Source organism: Peribacillus sp. P4_C12, from assembly GCF_056402095.1.
Map to the genome: position 1 here is coordinate 38,945 of NZ_JBFUIB010000007.1, position 21,855 is coordinate 60,799.

The window sequence follows — 21,855 nt, forward strand, 5'->3', positions numbered from 1 at the left end:
TTCCACGCCCCTTTCTCTTTCCTTTATTGTAAAACATCCAACAGTTTTTATCCCCTGATAGGCATTCACATATTTTTTCACCCGTTCATACGATAAGGTAGGCAAAATACCTATTTATGAGGAGGAAACAATTTTGAAAAAATGGTGTAAAGCAGGTGTCATGTTTTTACTCATGTGTTTGCTTCTGATTCCGCTCGAAGCATGCGGCAGCAAGGAAAAAGAAACAACGAAGGTCAGGGTTGCCGAAGTGACCCGCTCCCTTTTCTATACACCACAATATGTCGCGATTGAAAAGGGATTTTTTAAAGATGAGGGCTTAACTATTGATTTAAAAACGACAGCAGGCGGTGACAAGACGATGACCGCTCTCCTTACGGATGGAGCGGACATTGCTCTCGTGGGCTCTGAAACATCGATTTATGTGGCGCAGGGATCAGACGACCCGGTCATCAACTTCGCTCAATTAACGCAAACCGATGGAACGTTTCTTGTTTCACGTGAAAAAATTGACAATTTCAATTGGGATATGCTGAAAGACTCCACTTTCCTTGGCCAGCGTAAAGGCGGGATGCCGCAGATGGCAGGCGAGTTTGTGTTGAAAAAACATAACATTGACCCGAAAAAGGATTTGAATCTCATCCAGAATATTGATTTCGCGAATATCTCAACTGCATTCGCTTCCGGTACAGGTGATTTTGTTCAGCTATTCGAACCAACTGCCAGTGTGTTTGAAAAAGAAGGAAAAGGCTATATCGTCGCTTCTTTCGGCACCGAGTCTGGTCATCTTCCTTATACGGTTTATATGGCTAAACAAAGCTATTTAAAGGAAGACAAAGAGACGGTTGAGAAATTCACGCGGGCTTTGAAAAAAGCACAGGACTGGGTTCAGGAAAGTGATGCATCAGAAATTGCTAAAGTCATTCAGCCCTATTTTGAAGATACCGATCTAGACACGATGGAAACAGTCATCACCCGCTACAAAGAACAAGGCTCCTTTGCCACCGATCCCATTCTTGATGAAGAAGAGTGGAACAATCTGCAAGACATCATGGATGAAGCCGATGAGCTCCCTTCAAGAATTAGCCATGATGAACTGGTAAACACCGATTTTGCTGAAAAAGTGTCAAAGTAGCTAGAGGTAAGGAGGATGTCCGATGAGCTTTTTAAAAATCCAAGACATTCACCATACTTATTTTTCAAATCAGACGGCAGCGACCGCACTCGCGGACATTTCCCTCGACATTGAAAAAGGTGAATTTGTCTCTTTTCTTGGTCCGAGCGGTTGCGGAAAGACGACCCTGCTTTCCATCATCGCTGGACTATTCCCGCCCACTTCGGGAAAGATCCTGCTCGAAAACAACCCGCTGAAGGCCGACAGTGACTTTTCAATCGGCTATATGCTGCAACAGGATTATCTATTCCCATGGAAAACGATTGAAGAAAATGTTTTATTAGGATTAAAGCTGATTAAGAAGAATGAAGGCCTGGAGAAAATAAAGACGTTGAAACTGTTGAGTGATGTTGGATTGGGAGGCACCGGAAAATTATATCCGCGTGAACTTTCCGGGGGGATGAGGCAACGAGCTGCTCTGGCACGAACACTCGCAGTGGACCCAAAAATCCTCTTGCTTGATGAACCGTTTTCTGCCCTAGATTACCAAACGAAGTTGAAGCTTGAAGACCTTGTTTTTGAAATTCTGAAATCTTTTGGAAAGACGGCAGTGCTTGTCACCCATGATATTGGTGAAGCCATTGCAATGAGCGACCGGATTTATCTATTTTCCGCGAAGCCAGGCAGAATTTACAAAACTTTTGAAGTACCTGATGAACTACGCGAACTGACACCTTTTCATGCCCGTAATCACCCACACTATTCGGCATTATTCCAAACGATCTGGAAGGAGCTTGAGAGCCTTGAATATTGAACAACTTCATAGCCAGTATAAAACCTCTTTGAAAAAGGAAAACAGGCTAATTCGCTTTTATCAGATCCTGATTTTCATTGTCTTTTTCAGCAGTTGGGAACTTTTTTCTCGGATGAGGTGGATTGACCCGCTCATCTTCAGTTCGCCCTCTAAAGTGTGGCATCTATTTATAAAGAAATTAGGTGACGGAACACTTCTTTCCCATTCAGGCGTGACCCTATTCGAAACCGTGCTCGGCTTCATCATCGGGACACTGCTTGGAACGATACTTGCTTCCTTGCTCTGGTGGTCGCCGAGGTTGTCGAAAACGCTCGACCCGTATCTCGTCATTTTAAATGCAATGCCAAAAGTCGCCCTCGGACCTATTATCATCGTAGCATTCGGACCAGGTTTTCCGTCAATCATCTCTATGGGAGCGATCATTTCCATTATCATCACCACTATCGTCGTCTACACAGCATTTCGCGAAGTCGATCCCAACTACCTAAAGGTACTGCAAACATTCGGTGCCACAAGAGCTCAGTCCTTCCGGGAAGCCATATTACCGGCCTCCTTCCCGACTATTATCTCGACATTGAAGGTAAATGTAGGCCTCTCCTGGGTCGGCGTCATCGTCGGTGAATTTCTCGTCTCAGCAAAAGGACTCGGCTACTTAATTATTTATGGATTTCAAGTCTTCAATTTTACCCTCGTTATGCTCTCCTTGATGATTATTGCCTTCTTTGCGACAATCATGTACCAACTTGTCGAACTACTCGAGCGAAAATTGATCAAGGATTAATCTAACTGCCGATACTCGTCGGCAGTTTTCATATTTACGGGGTTTTACTCATGAATCTTCAGGCTTTACTCGTGAATTAGTTCGATTTACTCGTGAGTTTTCGGGATTTACTCGTGAATTAGATGGATTTACTCGTGAGTTTTCGGGTTTTACTCGTGAATCTATGCAATTTACTCGTACAAACCATCCAACCTTGCTAAACTCAACGGCACGATTTCATCTTTCATGATAAAACTAAACTCCTCACCTAGCACATCCGGCAACACATCCAATAGAATCGGTCCATCCGTTTCCAGATAATCTTCTTTCCACTCTATCTCACTCAACTTTGCAAAGTAAATCGATTTTACAAATGGCTTCACTGGATTATGTACTTTATATTGTCCCAAAAATTGTAGGTGTTCCACCACTCCTCCGGTTTCTTCATACACTTCCCGCTTAGCCGCTGCTTCAATTGATTCCCCAGTCTCCCTCTTTCCGCCTGGAAATTCCAATCCCCGCTTACGGTGTTTCGTCAATACCCACTTTTCTTGAATTCTACAGAGAACGAAAACATGCCACGCCTCCCCAAAAACAGGATCCACGGAGAATTCCACCTTATATCCGTTCATATCACAAAACTGTTTCATATTTCCCCTCTCTCTATTTAAGAAAAACTATTTCATTTTATTGGAGTCACCATTCATTATATGGAATAAAAATCCCGCTATCCAGCGAGAATTCTCTTCACATTGAAAAAAACGATGGCCTCTCAATATTCGAGGCCATCATCTGTTCGTTTTGCCTGTAAAATTCCCATACTCTCTATATGCCGCTTTCCTTCTTCAGTTCCAAGTTTATGAATCATTTCGTATATCTTTTGAAGCGTGATATCCTGTTTATCATTTTCCCGGTCAAAATGATATTGAAGATACGGGACGTGGGCGCGATAAAAGTTTTCTTCCCCTACTGAATAATTGTAATCAAATAACTCACGCAACTGCAGGATTTCGTTGTCGGTTGCTTCGATTTCAAAATTCCACGGAGAACCTTCCCTATCTTGTGAAATTTGCCCATTCGGAATCCAAATGTAATACGTTTTCCTATTTTCAGACACATTCATCCACCCTTTCCATAAATCCTACGCTTATTTTTTCACGTAACTCTCCACTTCATACAATGGAAAATTTTGTTTACAGAAAACCAAAGATGTTAAATAATAGATTAAAGTATCTTTCATAGGGTAAAACATATAATATAGGCAAGCATCCCTACAAATTTTTATATGCACCCAGAGGTTTTTTTGATAACCTACATATAAAGAGATAACGGATTTCTAAAAAATGTGAGGTGAAAGTTTTGAAGTTAATTGAAGAATTATACAATATGTACCGTAATAAGTTGACCGGTGATGAAGAAGACATTGATATGCTTACTTTTGCGGTTCTGGAACAACTGGACAGGAAGGAAATTTTCGAATTGCTTCAAGAGATGGATGATCAAGAACTAACCAATCTAATGGGCCTTTACATTATTGAAACGTTAAAAGGGAAGTTCGCTCAAAACAGCATGAACGATACGAAACCTACACATTTTCCACCTCGGAATATTCATTAATACATACCATTCAGGTATCCCTCTTTATGGGATGCCTTTTTTCTTTCCGCTTTAGGAAAGTTATTGGTGAAATAGACACAGAACCTCTTTCTATCGTACAAATATATTAAAAAAAAGCCCTACCGAAGTAGAGCTTTTCAAAAAGATCTTAATGTCCTAAATACGCACGCAGCATCCATGAATGTTTGTTTAAGCTTTTCTTCATGCCTGTCAGCATATCAGCTGTAACCGGATCTTCTTCTTCAGCAACTGCGATAATTTCTAGGAACTCTTCGGAAAGCTTCTCGAAATCGCTGATGACACTTTGCACCATATCTTCTGTATTTTCGTTCCCTGTTGCTTCTTCAATAGTAGTCAATTCCAAATATTCTTTAAGCGTAGCAACCGGCTTTTCACCAATGGCCAATAGTCTTTCAGCCAATTCGTCATAGTTGGATGTCACTTCTTTATATAATTCTTCCAATTTTTGGTGAAGTTCAAAGAAGTGCGGTCCATTCACGAACCAGTGGTAATTATGAATTTTCGTATAAAGAACACTGAAGTTTGCAATTTCCTTATTCACTAAAGTTCCTAATTTTTTCTGAGCCATAAATATCTACCTCCGTAAGTTGGTTATACCCTTATATTTCCCTCTATTCGAAAATTGAAACATTATCTGACTCGGTTCTTATGCTAAAATGAATCTAAATTGTGAACGTTAGGAGCTGTAAAGTATGATTACGGTTTTAGTTATCTCCATTATTGTGATTCTGATTGTATTGGCCTTATCGGTCCTAACAATTGGAAAAGGCTACAGTTACAAGCATACAGTGGATCCGGTCGATCCTTTACCTGAGGATAAGGGGAAAAAAGAAGAACCCGAAAAATAAAAAAAGTTCCTGTCACAAATGGACAGGAACTTTTTTTATTAACCGAAAACTTTATGAAGATCTTCTTTATCTTGTGCAAGCCAGAAATTCATTAATTTCTTAGCTCCTTCAAGATCATGCAACTTCGCTTGGCCGCATTGTTTTTCGTTTGCAGCTGGAATTTCTGTAATTTCTACAGCATCCTTGAATGTATCTTCAAGAACATCGATGATTTCCGTCACTGTCGGCTCGCCGCTTACCACAAGGTAATACCCTGTTTGACATCCCATAGGTGATATATCGATAATATCAAAATGATCGAACCGCTCAGAATGCTTACGGATATTAAAAGCTAGCAAATGTTCTAATGTGTGGATTGTATCCGGCTTCATCGCTTGTTTATTCGGCTGACAAAAACGGATATCAAATTTATTAACAACACCATCTGTTCCAACCTTATGGACACCGCAATGTCTAACATATGGGGCTTTAACAGCGTTATGATCTAATTCAAAGCTTTCGACTGAAGGCATTTAATTCACTCCTTAATTGTATGTCATTTCTATTTTACCTTGAATTACAATATATTTCACCCTTTAAAATTAATTCCTATTATTTTAATCGGATTTATCCTTGCGCTTGTTCCTTTATTAACCTTATTGGAAACAAAAAAAATATGCTATAATTAACGGTATTGAATTTTACTCGAAAAGAGATGAAAACGTCTTGCTGAAAAAAATATTAATGGGAATAATCCGTATTTACCAAGTTGTGATTTCACCATTAAAACCGCCTACCTGCCGTTTTTACCCAACTTGTTCCCATTACGGTTTAGAAGCGATAAGTCGATTCGGACCGATAAAAGGAAGCTGGTTAGCCATCGTCAGGATTCTTAAATGCCATCCTTTTCATCCAGGCGGTATTGACCTCGTTCCCGAAAAAAAGAAAAAAGGTGAAGATCACTAGAAAAAAACCTTGCTTTCTTGTGTAATCTTTTGTATTATACAGAAGTCAAATCGTAATCATTTCGTTTTTAAATCATAGATCTCAAATCGTAATCAATACGAATTATCTTAAAAGGAGAGTTTTATATGAAAAAAAGTGTACTTCTCTCCCYTTTTCTGGTTACAGCGCTATTTCTTTCAGGCTGTGGCAATTCAAAGGGAGAAACTACTGATACTGATAAAGACATTTTAAACGTGTACACTACCGTTTATCCTTTGCAATACTTCACAGAAGCAATTGGTGGAGAGTACGTAAACGCCGAAACTGTTTATCCACCAGGTACTGATGAGCATTCATTTGATCCCTCTCAAAAAGATATTGTGAAAATGGCTGAATCAGACCTATTTTTCTATATTGGTTATAATCTTGAAGGCTTTGTCACAAAAGCAGAACCGATTTTAAGCAAAGAAGGCGTCACTACAGTCGCTGTAGGTGAAACGGTTCATTTAGATGCAGATGAGCATGCACACGAAAACGAACATGCGCATTTAGAAGACGGCCATGATCATGGTGGCGTTAATCCCCATTTGTGGCTAGATCCCATCTATTCCATTGAAATGGCAAAAAGCATTAAGGACGAATTAACGAAGCAAATGCCTGAACAAAAAGGCTACTTCGACAGCAGATTCAACGAACTTTCTAAAAAACTTAAAGCTCTTGATGAAAAATTCTCTACGACAGTTGAATCGGGTCGTACCAATAAGATTATCGTTTCTCATTCCGCATATGGTTATTGGGAAGAACGATACGGACTTGAACAAATTGGCGTCACCGGCCTTACGTCTTCAAACGAGCCTTCTCAAAAAGAACTAGGGAAGATCGTAACAATGGCCGACAAAGAAAATCTTCACTACGTCATCTTTGAGCAAAATATCAGTTCTAAGCTGACTGAGATCATTCAAAAGGAAATGGGTGCGAAATCACTTGAGCTTCATAACCTTTCCGTCTTGACAGATAAAGATATCGAAGCCGGTGAAGATTACTTCAGTTTAATGGAAAAAAATATCAAGACGCTACAAACTGCGTTGCAATAGACAAAGAAGAGGCAGACTCAAATGGGTCCGCCTCTTCTTTGCTATTGCCATTTTTATAGTTTAATGTTTCTTTCTTTGTCTCGAGCTATATTAGTACCACCATCAAACTGTAAAATATAAGGAGGTACATGGCTCAAGATGTAAAGTGTTCCGTTGACACCTGTTCCTTCTGGAAACATGGCAATCGCTGTGCTGCCGATCCGGTTCTTCTATTTCTCTAGGTGTTTCTCACGAATTCTTTCCATTTTTTCCATCAGTTTCGTCCCAATTGTAGACTCGAATTCCGGATAGATGACCGTCATTTTATCCATCCACTCTTTTTTTTCTTTATCAGATAATGTGTATATGTCGATATTGGATTTTTTCTCAATTTCTCGAAGCTGAGCTTGATTCATTTCATTCGACTTGATCCATAGCCAATTCGTTGTGTCGTCCATTGCCCGCTGAATTTGTTGCTGAATGTCCACCGGAAGCTTGTCCCAAAACGGCTTATTCATCATGACAACATAGCCTAAATACCCGTGATTACTGATAGTTAAATATTTTTGAACTTCGTATAGTTTTTTGGAATAGATATTCGAAATCGTATTTTCCTGGCTGTCCGTTTTATTGATTTCCAGGCTTTTGAACGTATCATTAAATTCCAGCTTAGATGTTGTGGCCCCAAAATGCTGAAATTGGCTTTCAATCACCGTACTTGGCATAATCCGGAAGTTCTTCCCTACAAAATCTTCTGGATGGCGAATTGGCTTATTGCTTGTAATTTGCTTGAAGTTATTCGACCAGAATGCTAGCCCTTCTATATCTATCGTATTTAACTGATCTAGTAGCTCATCTCCCACTTCTCCATTCAATGCTTCCTGTAAGGCGGCATCCGTTGGAAAGACATAGGGCAGGTCCAAGAGCATCCACTTTTTCGATATGCTTGTAATTTTAGAAGTGGTCGGAGCAATCATCTGCACCTTATTTTCGTGTAAAGCATTGATTTCTTCATGATCACTATATAAAGATTGATTAGGGTAGACTTCAATTTTGACACGGTGATCGGTATATTCATCAACAAGTTCTGCAAATCGGTTCGCTGCTAGCCCTTTAGGCGTATTTTCAGCGACTACATGGCTGAACTTAATTACAATTTGATCTTCCATTCCTACCTGCTCTTCATCCTTAGGCAGATCAAAATTGGAGCTAGAAAAGAACGATTGAAATGAAATATATACCGCAATCAGCAACCCTATTCCAATTAAAACAAAGTACCCCCAAAAAGCACGCATATTGACATCTCCTTACCGCTCGCTTCACAGTATATCTATTCTATCACAGCCTTTTTCCTGTCGTAATACAATGCGCGAAAAATAGCGAAAAGTGTTAGAAATTCTGTTACTATTAAGTATAGAAGTAATGGAGGAAAAATAATGGATAAATCCTTTCATATGCCGATTCAATTGAAGATTACCCTGCTATCATTCGTAATCGTAGCTTTTTCGATTCTAATAGGCGGGATTTTTATATTTGGAAACATCGTTTCAATCAGGGAGGATGAAATTGGCAAACGCTCCATGATTACAGCCCATACCATTGCCGAACTACCTGAAGTACAAAAATTAGTCCGTGAATCAGAAGGTTGGACAAAACTAAACCCTATGATTGAAAACTTAAGAAAAATTCATCAAGCTGATTATATAGTTGTGCTGAACAATCAACATATTCGCTATTCCCACCCGGTTTTCAGCCAATTGGGAACACAATCAAAAAGCAACGACGAAAGCGCTGCTTTTGCTGAACATGAATATCTATCAAAGGCTTCTGGCGAACTTGGAATTTCAGTCCGTGCATTTGTCCCGATCCTTGATAAGGAGAATGAACAAATCGGTGTCGTTCTCGTCGGAAACATATTACCGACAATTCCCGAATTAATCATGGACTTGAAAGGCCAAATCGCGATTATTCTATTACTTACACTGCTGTTCGGCGTATGCGGCTCCTGGCTCATGGCCAGACGGATAAAAAAAGAAACCTTTCAACTTGAGCCTCATGAAATTTCAAGAATGTTAGTCGAAAGGACCGCTGCCTTTAATGCGATGCATGAAGGTGTCATTGCAATAGATAATAATCAAACCATCACAATTTTTAATGAAAAGGCAAAGCAAATGCTAAATATCAGTGGCGCGGTGATTGGCAAGAATATCAATGACATTATTAGTGATACCCGCCTGCCAGAAGTGCTAGACCGGACATCTCCTATCTTCAATCAGGAAATTTCGGTTCAAAACAGAAACCTTCTAAGCAACCGGGTACCTATTAAAATAGCCGATAAAACCATCGGAGCTGTGGCAATCTTTCAGGATCGTACCGATGTAGCAAAGCTTGCTGAAGAATTGACGAGTGTCAAAGCATTCGTTGAAGCCCTGCGTGTTCAAAACCATGAACATATGAATAAACTTCATACGATAGCAGGATTGATTCAACTTGGGAATTTAGATGATGCACTACAGTACATTTTTCAAATTACAGAAGAGCAAGAGGAATTGACCAGGTTTTTAACGAAGCACATTCACGATGATAATTTAGTGGGGCTACTATTAAGTAAAATCTCCTTAGGGCGGGAACTTGGAATCGAACTCATCATGGATAAACATACGAAACTGGACCGCTTTCCAAATGATATAGATCATCATGATTTCGTATTGATTATCGGGAACTTGATAGAAAATTCCTTTGCAGCCTTCAAACATTTATCAGAAGAACCAAAGCAAGTCTACCTATCCATCTATCAGGATGAACAGCATTGCCAAATTGTACTTGAAGATAATGGGTCCGGTATCCCCGAGGAGATTCACAAAGATATATTTGAGTATGGTTTTACAACAAAAGGTGCGGAAGGATCAGGAATTGGTCTCTATCTTATAGACCAAATTGTAAAAAAAGCGAATGGCGAAATGAGTTTTACAACACGTCCTAATGAAGGAACAAGCTTTTTTCTTTCTTTTCCCATGCATGATATAGAGGAGAACCAAAATGACTAACCAAATTCGCGTACTTTTAATTGAAGACGACCCAATGGTCCAAGAGGTAAATAAGCAGTTCATTGAGCGGCTACAAGCATTTAAAGTCTTTGATACAGCTTCCAATGGACTTGAAGGTCTTGAAAAAATCAGGCAATCTAAACCGGATCTTGTCATTTTGGACATCTTCATGCCTTCTTTAAACGGGGTAGATACACTCTATCAAATAAGAAAAGAACAAATTGATGTGGATGTCATCATCATTTCGGCAGCTAATGACCAAAAAACCATCCGAAAAATGATACAAAACGGGGCTTTTGACTATTTAATTAAACCATTTAAATTCGAGAGACTAAAACATACACTTGAGCAATATTATGCTTTTCGTATGGAAGTTGAGCCCGACCATCAGATTTCTCAAAATCAACTCGACCGAATTCTCTTTCAAAATAAAACATCTCCTGAAACGAGTCCGAAATACGATGTTCCTAAAGGGTTAAATGGTGCGACCCTTGAGCAGGTCACAAAATTCATAAAAACTCAGCCTGGATCTTTATCTGCGGAGGAAGTTGCCGATGGAATTGGAATTGCCAGAGTAACAGCCCGTCGCTATCTAGAATACTTACACGGCGAAGACGTTCTTCAGCTTGATGTCCAGTACGGCAGCATAGGCCGTCCAGTCAATCGATACCGTCTAAAAAAATCTTAGAACATATGGGGACCTACTAGAACCATAGCGGTTCCCTTTTAGCTTCTTAACCTACGCTCCTGTTGTTCTGTTATATATGCCCCACTTTCTCTTCAAGAGAAACAATTCACACTCAGCCAATGCTGTAACTTCTTTAATGACAAAATCCGGAACACCTCTTCTTAATAGAATTTCTGCAATAAGGTATGGCTTTTTCATATACTCTCCCCTCCCTATTCCTTAGTTGTTTCACTTTTCTCTATTATACAAAATAATCCATAAAAGGAAAAATAGACAAAGCCCCATTTTTCGAAAAAAATATGACTTTTGGAGAATTAGGAATTACTTATTTTTGAAAACCGTATCTGTTTTATGAGTCGTTTTATTTAAAGGAATAAGATGGATAGGGTAAAAATCCATTTGTATCATACTATTAAAAAAGTTTATTAAGGGGTGGATTTTAATCCAAGATTGTTTTATTTGTTACTAACACACAGGAATCATTCAGACGGATGGAAATACAATTTGCGGGGGAAATGATGATTATGTTGGACATATTAATCATTACGAACAATCAAATTATTCAGGTTATATTATAATTGGCTTCACAAGATACAACCCTATCTTTCGCGGTATGAATATAGAAGAAAAAGCATTTGGGTTCACTAAGACAAGTGCTAGAAATGCATTATTAGACAGTAGAAAGCGGAACAAATTTATTCACGCGTCTCCCTTCATTCTATTTCCTATCTTCATATGCATCTAGCTCCTCACTTGTTATCCAAACAGCCTAAGGAATATTAATGACGATGGCTTTACGAATAAAAAAGTACATTCAAAAGAGGAGGTGCGAGTTGCACCTCTTTGTCGTTTTACCGGTACAGCTTACTATAGGTCGTCAATTCATTTAGTCGCTTTTCATTTATGGCAAAACCGATTCCTGCTTTTTCCGGAACCTGAATGACGCCACTTTCAACGATAACTTCCGGTTCAATAATATCCTCTTCCCAATAGCGGGACGATGACGATATGTCCCCCGGAATTGTAAAGCCTTTTAATGTGGCTAGCGCGATATTATGAGCCCGGGATATGCCAAATTCAATCATGCCTCCGCACCAAACGGGCACGTTTTTTTCAACGCATAGATCATGGATTTTGACCGCTTCCGACCAGCCACCTACTTTGGCCATCTTAATTGTAATGACCCCGCAGCTCTCGAGTAAAAGTGCATTTTTCGCATCATGATAGGAATTGATGCTTTCATCAAGACAAATTGGCGTCTGCAGCTGCTTTTGCAAAACAGAATGTTCGACTATGTCGTCATGCCCTAGTGGTTGCTCAATCATCATCAACTTGAACGCATCAAGCTTTTGCAAGTGCGAAGTGTCTTCAAGCTTGTACGCCGAATTGGCATCCGCCATTAACGGGATATCTGGATAGGTGCGCCGAATTTCTGATAGAAACTCCAAGTCATTTTTAGGATTGATTTTTATTTTATACCGCTGATACCCGAATGCGGAAAAATCGTCAATCTGACGCATCGCATCACCGATATTATCCGATGCAACGACAACACCAGCCGCAACTTCGCTCCGTTCCCCTCCAAACAACTGTCCGAGGTAGAATCCCTTCTGCTTCGCATATAAATCCCAAATCGCCTGATCTAGAGCTGACTTCGCCATCGCATTCCTTCTTATTCCACTCCATAAGCTTGGCAGTTCATTAGGGTGCTTAAACTGACCAGCCAATGTCAACGGAATTAAGAAATCCTCCAACATATGAAAGCAGGTTTTAACCGTTTCCTCGGTGTACCAAGGACTTGTAAATGGCACCGCTTCACCGTATCCGATTAGCCCATCTTGATCTTTGGCTTCGACAACAATCACTTCGCGTTCGCTTACCATCTCGAGGTGGGTCTTAAACGGTTGCTTTAAAGGGGCCGTAATGAGCCGTAATGAGATGGAGGATAACTTCATCGTTGTTTCCCCACTCTCTTCTTCAATTCCCTTCGCAGCAGTTTACTCGCACCATTCCTGGGAAGCTCCTCACAAAAAATAACATTCCGGGGAATTTTATAAGTAGCCAAGGAGTCCCCGCAATAATTCAAAAGCTCGGTCTCTTTCAACTCTGCACCTTGATGTAAGACGACAAATGCGAGTGGTACCTGTCCCCATTTTTCATCGTCTGTTCCCGTAACTCCCGCCTCGAAAACAGCCGGGTGCTTACTTAGAACATTTTCAATTTCAGCCGGATAGACATTTTCGCCACCGGAGATGATTAAATCGGAGCGTCGGTCAAGCACATACAAAAAGCCTTCTTCATCAAGATAACCAAGATCCCCAGTATAAAGCCATCCCTCCGTAATCGCTTGCTGTGTCGCATCCAATCGTTTGAAATAACCTTTCGTCACATTCGGACCTGAAACAACAATTTCACCCGCTACACCAGGTTCACAGGTCTTACCGTCCTTAACTATCCGTAACTGCGAAGGAAACAAAGGTTTCCCCGCCGACCCGATTTTTGTCATGCTATATTCCGGTGCAAGTGTTACAATCTGCGAAGATGTTTCAGTCATCCCATACGTCTGATAGACAGGAATCCCTTTTCCCTTACATACTTCAAGCAAATGAACCGGTGCCGGGCCGCCGCCTAATAGCATACAGCGGAAGGTTTCTGGATAGCTTGTCTTTCCTAAATCATGCAACATTCGGTTCAGCATCGTCGTCACGACCGAAATAATCGTCACGCCATTTTCCTGAATGCCCCGGTTCGCTTCTCGTTCATCAAACTTCTCTACCAGCACGACCTTCATACCATAAATTACACTTTTCATCAAAATAGACAGGCCGCTAATATGAAAAATCGGGACCGCACAATACCATGAATCTTCTTCCCTCAATCCAAGATTCAACATAGAACCAACCGCACTCCACCAGTGGTTGCCGAATGTTTGTATTACACCCTTTGGATTACCCGTTGTACCCGATGTATACATAATCGTAGCTATATCTTCAAGATTAAACTCATGGAGAAATTCTGTCGTGCCTTTTTCGGGTAATTCTTCCTTTAAAAGAACCTGGAAATCCGTGAGAATGTCACGAATATCGGAGAGTTTTTCAGAGAAGGAATCCTCCGATATCAGACGTACTGCCTCACTATCCTCGATCTGCCAGGACAGTTCTTTTGCCGTTAACTTATTATTCAGCATCACGATCTTCACACCCAGATAAAAGAGCGCATGAATCACGACGACACTATCTATATGATTCCGGAGCAAAACCGCGCATGATTCGCCAACCTTCACACCTTTGTTCGCTAGCTTACCGGCCATTTTCCCGGTTAGAGTATGTAGTTCAAGAAAGGTATACGTACGCCCTTCAAATTCAATCGCCGGACGATCCGGTGATAGATGTGCCCGGTTTTTCAGCCAGTTCGGCAACTTTTCTTCTGCCATCGTTGCTTACCCTCCCATACATTTAGATATAGAAAACAGCCCGGCGATTATCCGCCAAGCTGTTTGTCTCATCGATTCACGCGTCTCATTAAGGGAAACGAGGGAATTGTCCGAAGTCCGGATTGCGTTTTTCTTTGAACGCATCGCGGCCTTCTTTTGCTTCTTCTGTTGTATAGTATAAAAGTGTAGCATCGCCAGCCAATTGTTGAAGACCTGCAAGACCATCTGTATCCGCATTCATCGCTGCTTTTAAGAAACGAAGTGCAGTTGGGCTCTTCTCAAGCATTTCTTCACACCATTTAACTGTTTCTGCTTCTAATTGGTCTAAAGGAACAACCGTGTTAACTAGTCCCATATCCAATGCTTCTTGAGCATTGTATTGACGACATAGGTACCAAATTTCACGTGCTTTCTTATGACCAACGATACGTGCTAAATAACCTGAACCATAACCAGCATCAAAGCTTCCTACGTTTGGCCCAGTTTGTCCAAAGACTGCATTGTCAGCGGCAATTGTTAAGTCACATACCACATTCAATACATTACCGCCACCAATCGCATAACCTGCAACCATAGCTACAACTGGTTTCGGAATCACACGGATCAAACGTTGCAAATCAAGTACGTTTAGACGCGGAATATTATCTTCGCCGACATATCCACCGTTTCCGCGTACTTTTTGGTCTCCGCCTGAACAGAATGCTTTGCCGCCTACACCGGTTAAAATAATAACTCCAATGCTAGAATCATCACGCGCTCTTGCGAATGCATCAATCATCTCAGCAGTCGTTTTTGGCGTGAATGCATTATGTACATGTGGACGGTTGATAGACACTTTCGCAATCCCATTATATTTTTCATATAGAATTTCATCATACTCACGTATTGTTTCCCATTGTATTGTCATTTAAAATCCTCCTTTAATTTCGCATTAAAAACTCACTTATTATTTTACCAAACTTTTCTCCATCTTCCACATGAATCGCATGTCCGGCATCATTAATTATTTTCCATTCAGCCTGTTTCAGCATTTTTTGCATCGACTCCGCAATCAGACAAAACTTGGGATCGAGTTCACCAGTAACAAGAAGCACTGGAAAATCAAGAAATTCTAGTTCTTCCCAATATGAAGCCTGACTGCCGGTTCCCATTCCTAAAAGGCTACTGGAAAGGCCTGAAGGATTATTTTCCAAACGCTGCTGTCGAATCGCCGCCTGGGTTTTAGATGATAACCTTTTCTGACTTTCAAACAGCGGGATGTTTTCCCACTGATCGACAAACGCCTCGATGCCGTTTTCAAGAATCTTTCCGGCAAGCTTCTTATCATTACTTCTGCGGATTTCCCGCTCTTCTTCTGTTAAAAGGCCAGGTGAAGCGCTTTCTAACATCAATGTCTTTACATACTCAGGATACAAACAGGCAAAGCCCAAAGCAAGCCTCCCTCCCATTGAATATCCAAGGATATGGGTTTTTGGGAAATTTAACTCATCCAAAATATGCTTAAGGTCCTCAGTCACTTGCTTCATCTCATACCGACGATAATCGACTGGTGATGCAGTCCCTCCATGTCCGATAATATCGACCATGATCAAGGTATATCTTTCACGCAAAAGCGGGATGAGAAATTCCCATGTATCTCGATTTCCCGTAAATCCATGCAAAAGTACAAGAGGTTCTCCATTTCCCGCTATTTCAACAGAATAAGTGACATCTCTGCAGACAATTTTCATGATATTTCCCTATCTAATACCACTTTTATTTCCTGGGAAACAAAATTCCACAAATTTCGATGCTTTTGCAAATTGGACTCCCTTTCGGTAGGTACTTCGATTATTTTCAAGCCTTGGATTTCAAACGACTCTGTAAATACCTGCTTCAGTTCATCCCAATTTTGCACCTTGCTGTATTTCCCGCCGTAAAGCTGGGCCGTATGGGAAAAATCAAGCCCGTGGGGAGTGCCGAATAACGTTTCGAAGTGTTCCCTATCATTTGCCTGTGGAAGGAAAGAGAAAATACCGCCGCCGTCATTATTAATCAGCAAAATCGTGATATTTTGCTTTTGCAGCTTAGCCGCAAGCAATCCGTTCATATCATGGAAAAAGCTTAAATCTCCGATTGCGAGTACTGTATTTTCTGAAACGGTGCTTACGCCAAGCGCGGTAGAAACAACACCATCAATTCCGTTCGCTCCCCGATTTGCAAAGGTTTTGATTCCTTTTTCATTACTCAAAAAGAATGTATCCAGATCCCGTATTGGCATACTATTGCCAACAAATAATGTCGATTCTATTGGCATCATATCCTGTAGCAGCGAGAACAGCTTTCCTTCACTTAACTCCACTTCATCACGGATGGAAGATAAGGCATTTTTCGTCGCTCCATTGACAGTTTTCCACAAACCAAGCCAGTTTTTCTCAGTAGCTTTCGGAATTTTTTCACATACACGTTGGCAAAACTCTTTTTCTTCGCAGTAAATCATGTTGGTTGCCAGTCCTGCTGGTTCGCGCCACCCTGCTCCGCCATCAATGACCAAAGTAATTGCCTGTTTTTGTTTTTTCATGAATAACAATAAAGGTTTAGATACCGGCATAGAACCGAAACGCAACACTACATCCGGCCGGAAAGCTTCCTTGGCCGCTTCATCACGTAGGAATGTATCGTAGGTATCAATAATACCGTCTTTATCGTGTTTGCCACTTCTTAGCTGCGAAAGAGGGTCAGCTAGTATCGGGAAAGCAAGCTTCTCAGCTAAAGCTACAATTGCTTCCTTTATCTTTGGATGCCGTAATTCTCCACACACGATTATTCCTTGTTTCGCTTGTGATAACGTAGCTGCCAGCGCCTCTATATGTGAATCAGACAGTGATAGTGCACCATTTTCAATCATCACAGCCGGTGTCATTTTATTTTGCCTATATTCTTTAGCTTGTTCCAGATTTGGAATAAGTGGTTCACGAAGCGGGAAGTTCAAATGTACGGGTCCAGCTGGCTCAGTTGCCGCTGTCGATACTGCCCTTGCACCGATTGTTCTCGCATATCGCATCATTTCATCGGTACTTTCCGGAAGAGCCAATTCGACAAACCACTTCACTTGCCTTCCGTACAGATGAATTTGATCAATGGCCTGTGGAGCCCCGACATCACGCAACTCATGCGGACGATCAGCTGTCAGCACGATCAGTGGCACCCTTGAATAGTAAGCCTCAATGACAGCTGGGTAAAAGTTAGCAGCAGCTGTACCAGACGTACAAAGAAGTCCGACAGGTTCTTTTAATGCCTTAGCCAAACCAAGGGCAAAAAAAGCAGCCGAACGCTCATCCACATTAATATGAACTTCGATATCAGGATGTTCTACCAGCAGCAAAGCGAGCGGTGTGGATCGTGAACCTGGACTTACCACCACATGCTTCATCTTATTTTGTGCAAGCTCATCGACAAATGAAGCAGCATACGCTGTCAATGCATCTCGGTCATTCATTAAGATTTCCTCCTAAAGCACTTAGCATTGGATTGAATTTAATCCCCGTTTCTTGGAATTCACTTTCAGGTGTCGAATCTTCCACTACGCCGCATCCTGCAAAAAGCGATGCCTCATTATCCTGTAGTAGGGCGGAACGAATCCCAACTGCAAATTCCCCGTTCCCATAGGCATCCACCCAGCCTAATGGCCCCGCATAAAATCCGCGTTCAAGACCTTCTATTTCCCGAATACGGGCGACAGCTTCTTCTTTCGGAAGCCCGCCCATTGCAGGTGTTGGATGCAGATTTTCTACAAATTCAAAAATCGTGACACCCTCATTGCAAATTCCACGGACCGGTGTATACAAATGCTGAATATGACGGTTTTTCATCAATTTCGGTTCTGTCGGAACTATTACCTTTTCACATACCGCCTCAAACGCATTTGATATCATCGAAACGACGTATTGATGCTCTTGTAAATTCTTTTGGTCATGAAGCAGTTCATCACCAAGACAAGCATCCTCTTCTTCAGTTTTCCCCCGTCCCATCGATCCTGCGAGACAGGTAGAAAAGACTTCATTACCCTGCTTCTTTATCAAACGCTCAGGAGTTGCACCCACGAAACAGTCACCGCCCGCTTCCAAACTAAAAATATAGCTTAATGGCTGCTCAGCAATCAATTGCTCGAGTACTTTCTCTGAATCAATGGAACGCTCAAACACAAGGCGCAGCTCCCTTGCCAAAACAATCTTGTCGAGATCTGTTGTCTTGATTTCCTCAACAGCCTCTGCAACCGTCTGCTTCCATTCCTTAGGTTTGACTTCCTTCTGCTTAACAAGAGTATTGGCACGCAGTTCGGTGCCATTCAAGCTTTCGATAAGGAAAGATTCCCGTTCATTTATCATATCTATGAAGAGTTTTTCTGAATCATCCGGTGAACAAAGTAGGTTTGTCGTTAAGTAAGCTTGTTCCCCCACTAGCGATAGCATGAAGGCAGGTATATAAAACAGATTGTCCCCGAATTGATTCCAAAGGAGCGTACTGTTAGTTTCATAATCAAAAGAAAAGCCACCAAAGAGTAAAGGACCAGTTGCTTCTATATCGGTCACTCCTGTTTTGACAGCAGTATTCTGCAGTTTGATCCAGCTCATTTCGACTTCTCTATAACGGTCGGCATTTGATGCCGCTTGGAGTTTCTTAACGTTGCCTAAACCAGTAATGGTTATATCTTTTGCAGGGTCCTCCCAGAAAAAGCGTTCACCCGCATACCGTTCTCTTCCAGCTTGATAAAATGAAAGGGGGTTGTTGCAATTTATTTTCTTAATATGACTGAATAGAACTTGACCATTCAAGTCCTTTGCCTTTTGTATAGCTGAAGCCAGTCCCTGAAACTGTTCAGTTTCTTCTGAGATAGCCAAAAAAATCCCCCCAAATGTACATTTTAAAAGCTTTTTAACCTATTTAAAGATACACCTCTCTTCAACCCAATGTCAATAAAACGCCCCTTTATCGAACGATTCATGACTGCTTTTTTCCTTATTATATGATTCTTAGTGAATGAAGTAGAATATCCTTGATATTGGAAGTGATCGTCTATGAAATTCAATTGACACTTCCCACCACTTTTCCTACACTAAATAGGATAACCTTTTGTGAACAATTTCAATATTTGATATAATTTCAAGGGAACTAATAATGATTTTGAGGAGAGAAATAATGCAAACAGAATACGACGACCTTCCCCTTAAACGAACCTGGAAAATTTGGTGGGAGTTAATTCGTCCACATACACTTACCGCAGCTTTTGTTCCAGTCCTACTTGGAACTATGATTGCACTTTTAGAAGATGGCGTAAATTGGCTACTATTTGCAGCCATGATGATTGCAAGTATCCTGATTCAAGCTGCAACGAACTTATTCAATGAATACTATGATTTCAAGAGAGGCTTGGATACAGAAGAATCTGTTGGCATAGGTGGTGGCATTGTCCGTCATGGCATGACTCCAAAACTCATCATGACCTTAGCCCTTAGTATGTATGTCATCGCACTGATACTTGGAATCTATATCTGTGCTGTATCATCTTGGTGGCTTGCTGGGGTAGGCCTGGTCTGTATGCTTGTCGGCTACCTTTACACTGGCGGTCCACTGCCTATTTCATACACACCATTTGGAGAACTTTTTTCTGGATTGTTTATGGGCTTTCTGATAATCTTGATTGCCTTTTTCATTCAAACTGGTTTTGTTTCTACCACAGCTATCTTAATTGCAATACCAAGCGGAATTTTAGTTGGGTTAATCAATTTATCCAATAACCTCCGTGACCATGACGGAGATAAGGCACACGGTCGAAAAACGATGCCTGTAGTAATGGGCAGAAAAAATGCCTTAACATTTATGGCGATTATGTTTGCCTTCTCTTACCTATGGCTAGTAGGATTAGTCCTAGCTGGAAGCGTTACATCATGGATTTTGCTTGCCTTCCTAAGCATTCCGAAAGCCTTGGCAGCTATCAAAGGCTTCGTTGGTAAAACTTCACCTATTACGATGGTCCCTGCGATGAAAGCCACGGCCCAAACGAACACCTTCTTCGGTCTGCTTATGGCCATTGGGTTATTCATCAGCTATCTTATTTAATCTCTAAGGACTGAGTCGATTTTGACTCAGTCCTTTTTTGCTTCCTATCCAATTTGTTTCCCTCCCCTCCGATTCGGGTAATGGATAAGACACTCATCCAACCATTATTCAAATGAGATATAAACTTTCGAAGGAGTGAAATAAACATGGCAACCAAACAACAAACGCAACATTAAAAAAAAGAACTACTTATAGAAAAAGAAGAACTGAATAATAGGCTCAAAAATGATGAACAATCACTTCTAAATAAAAGTCAGACAGCATCTGTAGGAGAAACATCCTCCTATGACAATCATCCCGCTGACCTTGGAACCGAATTATTCGAAATGGAAAGAAACCAGGCACTAGATGAGCATGCACAATCTGAAATGGAAAAAGTGAAGATTGCATTGAATGCGATAGAAGCAGGCTTCTATGGCCATTGTAAAACCTGTGATACAGAAATCCCTTTTGAACGGCTTGAAGCCATACCAACCACTCTCTACTGTGTCGAGCACGCCCCAGAACGACCGACTACACAAGATCGACCAGTTGAAGAAGACGTACTGATTCCATCAAAGGGAAATAAATTTGAAAACCGTCATGGAAGTGAAATAGTAGATAAAGAAGATAGCTTTGGCGAAGTAGCAAATTTGGTACATCTGAAACGCCTGCGGATTACACGGGCGATCATGATAGCTATAATAATCTTTATAAAACGGAAGATGAAACCGATGGATTTCCTGAAGACTATGAAGGATTTGTAGCAAATGATATCGAAGGAAAAAAATAAGGGGTATCCCGAATAAAAAGAAAAAGAACTATGAAGATACATTAGATGAAGAAAATGTTGAATCTCAGCTTGGAGACATTCCTTATAAACAAAAAGATAGTTATATCAATGAAGAGAAATAAATAAAAAAAGAAGCATACAGAATGTATGCTTCTTTTTTATGACCCRTACGGGATTCGAACCCGTGTTACCGCCGTGAAAGGGCGGTGTCTTAACCGCTTGACCAAYGGGCCAAATGGCGGAGAAGGAGGGATTTGAACCCTCGCGCCGCTYACGCGACCTACACCCTTAGCAGGGGCGCCTCTTCAGCCTCTTGAGTACTTCCCCATGGCTCCGCAGGTAGGACTCGAACCTACGACCGTTCGGTTAACAGCCGAATGCTCTACCACTGAGCTACTGCGGAACAATATGAATATGGTGGGCCTAAATGGACTCGAACCATCGACCTCACGCTTATCAGGCGTGCGCTCTAACCAGCTGAGCTATAGGCCCATAAATTGGAGCGGGTGAAGGGAATCGAACCCTCATCATCAGCTTGGAAGGCTGAGGTTTTACCACTAAACTACACCCGCGAAATGGGGCGACTGATGGGAATCGAACCCACGAATGCCTGAACCACAATCAGGTGCGTTAACCACTTCGCCACAA

At 41.2% G+C, this 21,855-nt stretch carries 24 protein-coding genes and 5 tRNA genes; 12 read left to right on the forward strand and 17 right to left on the reverse strand.

Going from position 1 to position 21,855, the window contains the following annotated elements; translation table 11 throughout:
- Positions 1-160: 160 nt before the first annotated feature.
- The 3 genes from AC1DUW_RS03440 to AC1DUW_RS03450 are packed head-to-tail and all read left to right on the forward strand — an operon-like array spanning position 161 to position 2,706.
- Positions 161-1,132 (forward strand): ABC transporter substrate-binding protein, encoded by a 972-nt coding sequence (locus AC1DUW_RS03440; protein ID WP_477642015.1) that lies wholly within the window; start codon positions 161-163, stop codon positions 1,130-1,132.
- A 22-nt stretch (positions 1,133-1,154) separates the two neighbouring features.
- Positions 1,155-1,925, forward strand: coding sequence for an ABC transporter ATP-binding protein (locus AC1DUW_RS03445; protein ID WP_053347910.1), 771 nt, complete (start codon positions 1,155-1,157; stop codon positions 1,923-1,925).
- Positions 1,852-2,706: an ABC transporter permease gene (locus AC1DUW_RS03450; protein WP_083450867.1), complete on the forward strand. Its 855-nt coding sequence runs from the start codon at positions 1,852-1,854 to the stop codon at positions 2,704-2,706. Before AC1DUW_RS03445 ends, AC1DUW_RS03450 begins: the two co-directional genes overlap by 74 nt.
- A 170-nt stretch (positions 2,707-2,876) precedes the next feature.
- Here AC1DUW_RS03450 and ytkD read toward each other — a convergent pair whose 3' ends face one another.
- The gene (ytkD, locus tag AC1DUW_RS03455; protein WP_053347912.1) at positions 2,877-3,335 is read right to left on the reverse strand and encodes an RNA deprotection pyrophosphohydrolase; all 459 of its coding nucleotides are present in this window, start codon (positions 3,333-3,335) and stop codon (positions 2,877-2,879) included.
- 122 nt (positions 3,336-3,457) lie between these two features.
- Complete coding sequence (locus AC1DUW_RS03460; RefSeq protein ID WP_053347913.1) at positions 3,458-3,808, reverse strand: hypothetical protein; 351 nt, start codon at positions 3,806-3,808, stop codon at positions 3,458-3,460.
- Positions 3,809-4,035: 227 nt separating this feature from the next.
- Here AC1DUW_RS03460 and AC1DUW_RS03465 point away from each other — a divergent pair, with 227 nt between their 5' ends.
- Entirely contained in the window at positions 4,036-4,302 is a 267-nt protein-coding gene (locus AC1DUW_RS03465) for a DUF6154 family protein (RefSeq protein WP_376103862.1), read from the forward strand.
- Between the two features lie 148 nt (positions 4,303-4,450).
- Here AC1DUW_RS03465 and AC1DUW_RS03470 read toward each other — a convergent pair whose 3' ends face one another.
- Positions 4,451-4,891, reverse strand: coding sequence for a Dps family protein (locus AC1DUW_RS03470; protein WP_053347915.1), 441 nt, complete (start codon positions 4,889-4,891; stop codon positions 4,451-4,453).
- A 124-nt stretch (positions 4,892-5,015) separates the two neighbouring features.
- Here AC1DUW_RS03470 and ytzI point away from each other — a divergent pair, with 124 nt between their 5' ends.
- A complete protein-coding gene (ytzI, locus tag AC1DUW_RS03475) occupies positions 5,016-5,171 on the forward strand; it encodes a YtzI protein (protein ID WP_053347916.1) in 156 nt (51 codons plus the stop codon).
- 38 nt (positions 5,172-5,209) lie between these two features.
- Here the strand turns inward: ytzI and AC1DUW_RS03480 are convergent, their stop codons facing one another.
- Positions 5,210-5,683, reverse strand: coding sequence for an S-ribosylhomocysteine lyase (locus AC1DUW_RS03480; RefSeq protein ID WP_053347917.1), 474 nt, complete (start codon positions 5,681-5,683; stop codon positions 5,210-5,212).
- A 211-nt stretch (positions 5,684-5,894) separates the two neighbouring features.
- On the opposite strand from AC1DUW_RS03480, the gene yidD reads away from it, so the two are divergent.
- From yidD to AC1DUW_RS03495, 3 genes are all read left to right on the forward strand, one after another.
- Positions 5,895-6,116 (forward strand): membrane protein insertion efficiency factor YidD, encoded by a 222-nt coding sequence (yidD, locus tag AC1DUW_RS03485; protein ID WP_376103936.1) that lies wholly within the window; start codon positions 5,895-5,897, stop codon positions 6,114-6,116.
- Between the two features lie 125 nt (positions 6,117-6,241).
- Complete coding sequence (locus AC1DUW_RS03490; protein ID WP_477642009.1) at positions 6,242-7,189, forward strand: metal ABC transporter solute-binding protein, Zn/Mn family; 948 nt, start codon at positions 6,242-6,244, stop codon at positions 7,187-7,189.
- Between the two features lie 128 nt (positions 7,190-7,317).
- Complete coding sequence (locus AC1DUW_RS03495) at positions 7,318-7,410, forward strand: DUF1540 domain-containing protein (protein ID WP_083450868.1); 93 nt, start codon at positions 7,318-7,320, stop codon at positions 7,408-7,410.
- Here AC1DUW_RS03495 and AC1DUW_RS03500 read toward each other — a convergent pair.
- Positions 7,399-8,463, reverse strand: a complete 1,065-nt coding sequence (locus tag AC1DUW_RS03500; protein WP_083450869.1) for a DctP family TRAP transporter solute-binding subunit — start codon at positions 8,461-8,463, stop codon at positions 7,399-7,401. The two genes, AC1DUW_RS03495 and AC1DUW_RS03500, sit on opposite strands and share 12 nt — an antisense overlap.
- 141 nt (positions 8,464-8,604) lie before the next feature.
- Between AC1DUW_RS03500 and AC1DUW_RS03505 the strand changes: the two genes are divergently transcribed.
- Positions 8,605-10,215 (forward strand): ATP-binding protein, encoded by a 1,611-nt coding sequence (locus tag AC1DUW_RS03505; RefSeq protein WP_477642010.1) that lies wholly within the window; start codon positions 8,605-8,607, stop codon positions 10,213-10,215.
- Positions 10,208-10,903: a response regulator gene (locus AC1DUW_RS03510; protein ID WP_053347921.1), complete on the forward strand. Its 696-nt coding sequence runs from the start codon at positions 10,208-10,210 to the stop codon at positions 10,901-10,903. Before AC1DUW_RS03505 ends, AC1DUW_RS03510 begins: the two co-directional genes overlap by 8 nt.
- A gap of 51 nt (positions 10,904-10,954) precedes the next feature.
- On the opposite strand, the gene AC1DUW_RS03515 is transcribed toward AC1DUW_RS03510, so the two are convergent.
- From AC1DUW_RS03515 to AC1DUW_RS03545, 7 genes are all read right to left on the reverse strand, one after another.
- Entirely contained in the window at positions 10,955-11,101 is a 147-nt protein-coding gene (locus tag AC1DUW_RS03515; RefSeq protein WP_157443825.1) for a hypothetical protein, read from the reverse strand.
- Between the two features lie 653 nt (positions 11,102-11,754).
- Complete coding sequence (menC, locus tag AC1DUW_RS03520) at positions 11,755-12,858, reverse strand: o-succinylbenzoate synthase (protein ID WP_053347922.1); 1,104 nt, start codon at positions 12,856-12,858, stop codon at positions 11,755-11,757.
- A complete protein-coding gene (locus AC1DUW_RS03525; RefSeq protein WP_477642011.1) occupies positions 12,855-14,336 on the reverse strand; it encodes an o-succinylbenzoate--CoA ligase in 1,482 nt (493 codons plus the stop codon). Before AC1DUW_RS03525 ends, menC begins: the two co-directional genes overlap by 4 nt.
- Before the next feature lie 88 nt (positions 14,337-14,424).
- Positions 14,425-15,243 carry a 1,4-dihydroxy-2-naphthoyl-CoA synthase gene (gene menB / locus AC1DUW_RS03530; protein WP_053347924.1) on the reverse strand — a complete coding sequence of 273 codons (819 nt, stop codon included), beginning with the start codon at positions 15,241-15,243 and terminating at the stop codon, positions 14,425-14,427.
- A gap of 13 nt (positions 15,244-15,256) precedes the next feature.
- Positions 15,257-16,066 carry a 2-succinyl-6-hydroxy-2,4-cyclohexadiene-1-carboxylate synthase gene (gene menH / locus AC1DUW_RS03535; RefSeq protein ID WP_053347925.1) on the reverse strand — a complete coding sequence of 270 codons (810 nt, stop codon included), beginning with the start codon at positions 16,064-16,066 and terminating at the stop codon, positions 15,257-15,259.
- The gene (gene menD, locus AC1DUW_RS03540; protein ID WP_477642012.1) at positions 16,063-17,814 is read right to left on the reverse strand and encodes a 2-succinyl-5-enolpyruvyl-6-hydroxy-3-cyclohexene-1-carboxylic-acid synthase; all 1,752 of its coding nucleotides are present in this window, start codon (positions 17,812-17,814) and stop codon (positions 16,063-16,065) included. Before menD ends, menH begins: the two co-directional genes overlap by 4 nt.
- Positions 17,807-19,216, reverse strand: coding sequence for an isochorismate synthase (locus AC1DUW_RS03545; RefSeq protein WP_477642013.1), 1,410 nt, complete (start codon positions 19,214-19,216; stop codon positions 17,807-17,809). Before AC1DUW_RS03545 ends, menD begins: the two co-directional genes overlap by 8 nt.
- A 298-nt stretch (positions 19,217-19,514) precedes the next feature.
- On the opposite strand from AC1DUW_RS03545, the gene AC1DUW_RS03550 reads away from it, so the two are divergent.
- Positions 19,515-20,435, forward strand: coding sequence for a 1,4-dihydroxy-2-naphthoate polyprenyltransferase (locus tag AC1DUW_RS03550; RefSeq protein WP_053347928.1), 921 nt, complete (start codon positions 19,515-19,517; stop codon positions 20,433-20,435).
- 206 nt (positions 20,436-20,641) lie between these two features.
- On the forward strand, positions 20,642-21,181 hold the full coding sequence (locus AC1DUW_RS03555; protein WP_477642016.1) for a TraR/DksA C4-type zinc finger protein: 540 nt from the start codon (positions 20,642-20,644) through the stop codon (positions 21,179-21,181).
- Positions 21,182-21,368: 187 nt separating this feature from the next.
- On the opposite strand, the gene AC1DUW_RS03560 is transcribed toward AC1DUW_RS03555, so the two are convergent.
- From AC1DUW_RS03560 to AC1DUW_RS03580, 5 genes are all read right to left on the reverse strand, one after another.
- Positions 21,369-21,440, reverse strand: a tRNA-Glu gene (locus AC1DUW_RS03560).
- Positions 21,441-21,443: 3 nt separating this feature from the next.
- Positions 21,444-21,534: transfer RNA gene (locus AC1DUW_RS03565), tRNA-Ser, on the reverse strand.
- 1 nt (position 21,535) lies between these two features.
- A tRNA-Asn gene (locus tag AC1DUW_RS03570) sits at positions 21,536-21,610 on the reverse strand.
- 12 nt (positions 21,611-21,622) lie between these two features.
- Positions 21,623-21,699 (reverse strand) — tRNA-Ile (locus AC1DUW_RS03575).
- A gap of 6 nt (positions 21,700-21,705) precedes the next feature.
- Positions 21,706-21,779: transfer RNA gene (locus AC1DUW_RS03580), tRNA-Gly, on the reverse strand.
- Between the last annotated feature and the right edge of the window lie 76 nt (positions 21,780-21,855).

Coding starts and splice junctions, on each gene's coding strand:
- AC1DUW_RS03505 (WP_477642010.1), top strand. CDS start 8,605: ATGGATAAATCCTTTCATATGCCGATTCAATTGAAGATTACCCTGCTA.
- AC1DUW_RS03480 (WP_053347917.1), bottom strand. CDS start 5,683: ATGCCTTCAGTCGAAAGCTTTGAATTAGATCATAACGCTGTTAAAGCC.
- AC1DUW_RS03500 (WP_083450869.1), bottom strand. CDS start 8,463: ATGCGTGCTTTTTGGGGGTACTTTGTTTTAATTGGAATAGGGTTGCTG.
- ytkD (WP_053347912.1), bottom strand. CDS start 3,335: ATGAAACAGTTTTGTGATATGAACGGATATAAGGTGGAATTCTCCGTG.
- AC1DUW_RS03510 (WP_053347921.1), top strand. CDS start 10,208: ATGACTAACCAAATTCGCGTACTTTTAATTGAAGACGACCCAATGGTC.
- menC (WP_053347922.1), bottom strand. CDS start 12,858: ATGAAGTTATCCTCCATCTCATTACGGCTCATTACGGCCCCTTTAAAG.
- AC1DUW_RS03495 (WP_083450868.1), top strand. CDS start 7,318: ATGGCTCAAGATGTAAAGTGTTCCGTTGACACCTGTTCCTTCTGGAAA.
- AC1DUW_RS03450 (WP_083450867.1), top strand. CDS start 1,852: ATGCCCGTAATCACCCACACTATTCGGCATTATTCCAAACGATCTGGA.
- AC1DUW_RS03515 (WP_157443825.1), bottom strand. CDS start 11,101: ATGAAAAAGCCATACCTTATTGCAGAAATTCTATTAAGAAGAGGTGTT.
- AC1DUW_RS03440 (WP_477642015.1), top strand. CDS start 161: ATGTTTTTACTCATGTGTTTGCTTCTGATTCCGCTCGAAGCATGCGGC.
- menD (WP_477642012.1), bottom strand. CDS start 17,814: ATGAATGACCGAGATGCATTGACAGCGTATGCTGCTTCATTTGTCGAT.
- AC1DUW_RS03525 (WP_477642011.1), bottom strand. CDS start 14,336: ATGGCAGAAGAAAAGTTGCCGAACTGGCTGAAAAACCGGGCACATCTA.
- AC1DUW_RS03445 (WP_053347910.1), top strand. CDS start 1,155: ATGAGCTTTTTAAAAATCCAAGACATTCACCATACTTATTTTTCAAAT.
- AC1DUW_RS03550 (WP_053347928.1), top strand. CDS start 19,515: ATGCAAACAGAATACGACGACCTTCCCCTTAAACGAACCTGGAAAATT.
- menH (WP_053347925.1), bottom strand. CDS start 16,066: ATGAAAATTGTCTGCAGAGATGTCACTTATTCTGTTGAAATAGCGGGA.
- AC1DUW_RS03460 (WP_053347913.1), bottom strand. CDS start 3,808: ATGAATGTGTCTGAAAATAGGAAAACGTATTACATTTGGATTCCGAAT.
- AC1DUW_RS03470 (WP_053347915.1), bottom strand. CDS start 4,891: ATGGCTCAGAAAAAATTAGGAACTTTAGTGAATAAGGAAATTGCAAAC.
- ytzI (WP_053347916.1), top strand. CDS start 5,016: ATGATTACGGTTTTAGTTATCTCCATTATTGTGATTCTGATTGTATTG.
- menB (WP_053347924.1), bottom strand. CDS start 15,243: ATGACAATACAATGGGAAACAATACGTGAGTATGATGAAATTCTATAT.
- yidD (WP_376103936.1), top strand. CDS start 5,895: ATGGGAATAATCCGTATTTACCAAGTTGTGATTTCACCATTAAAACCG.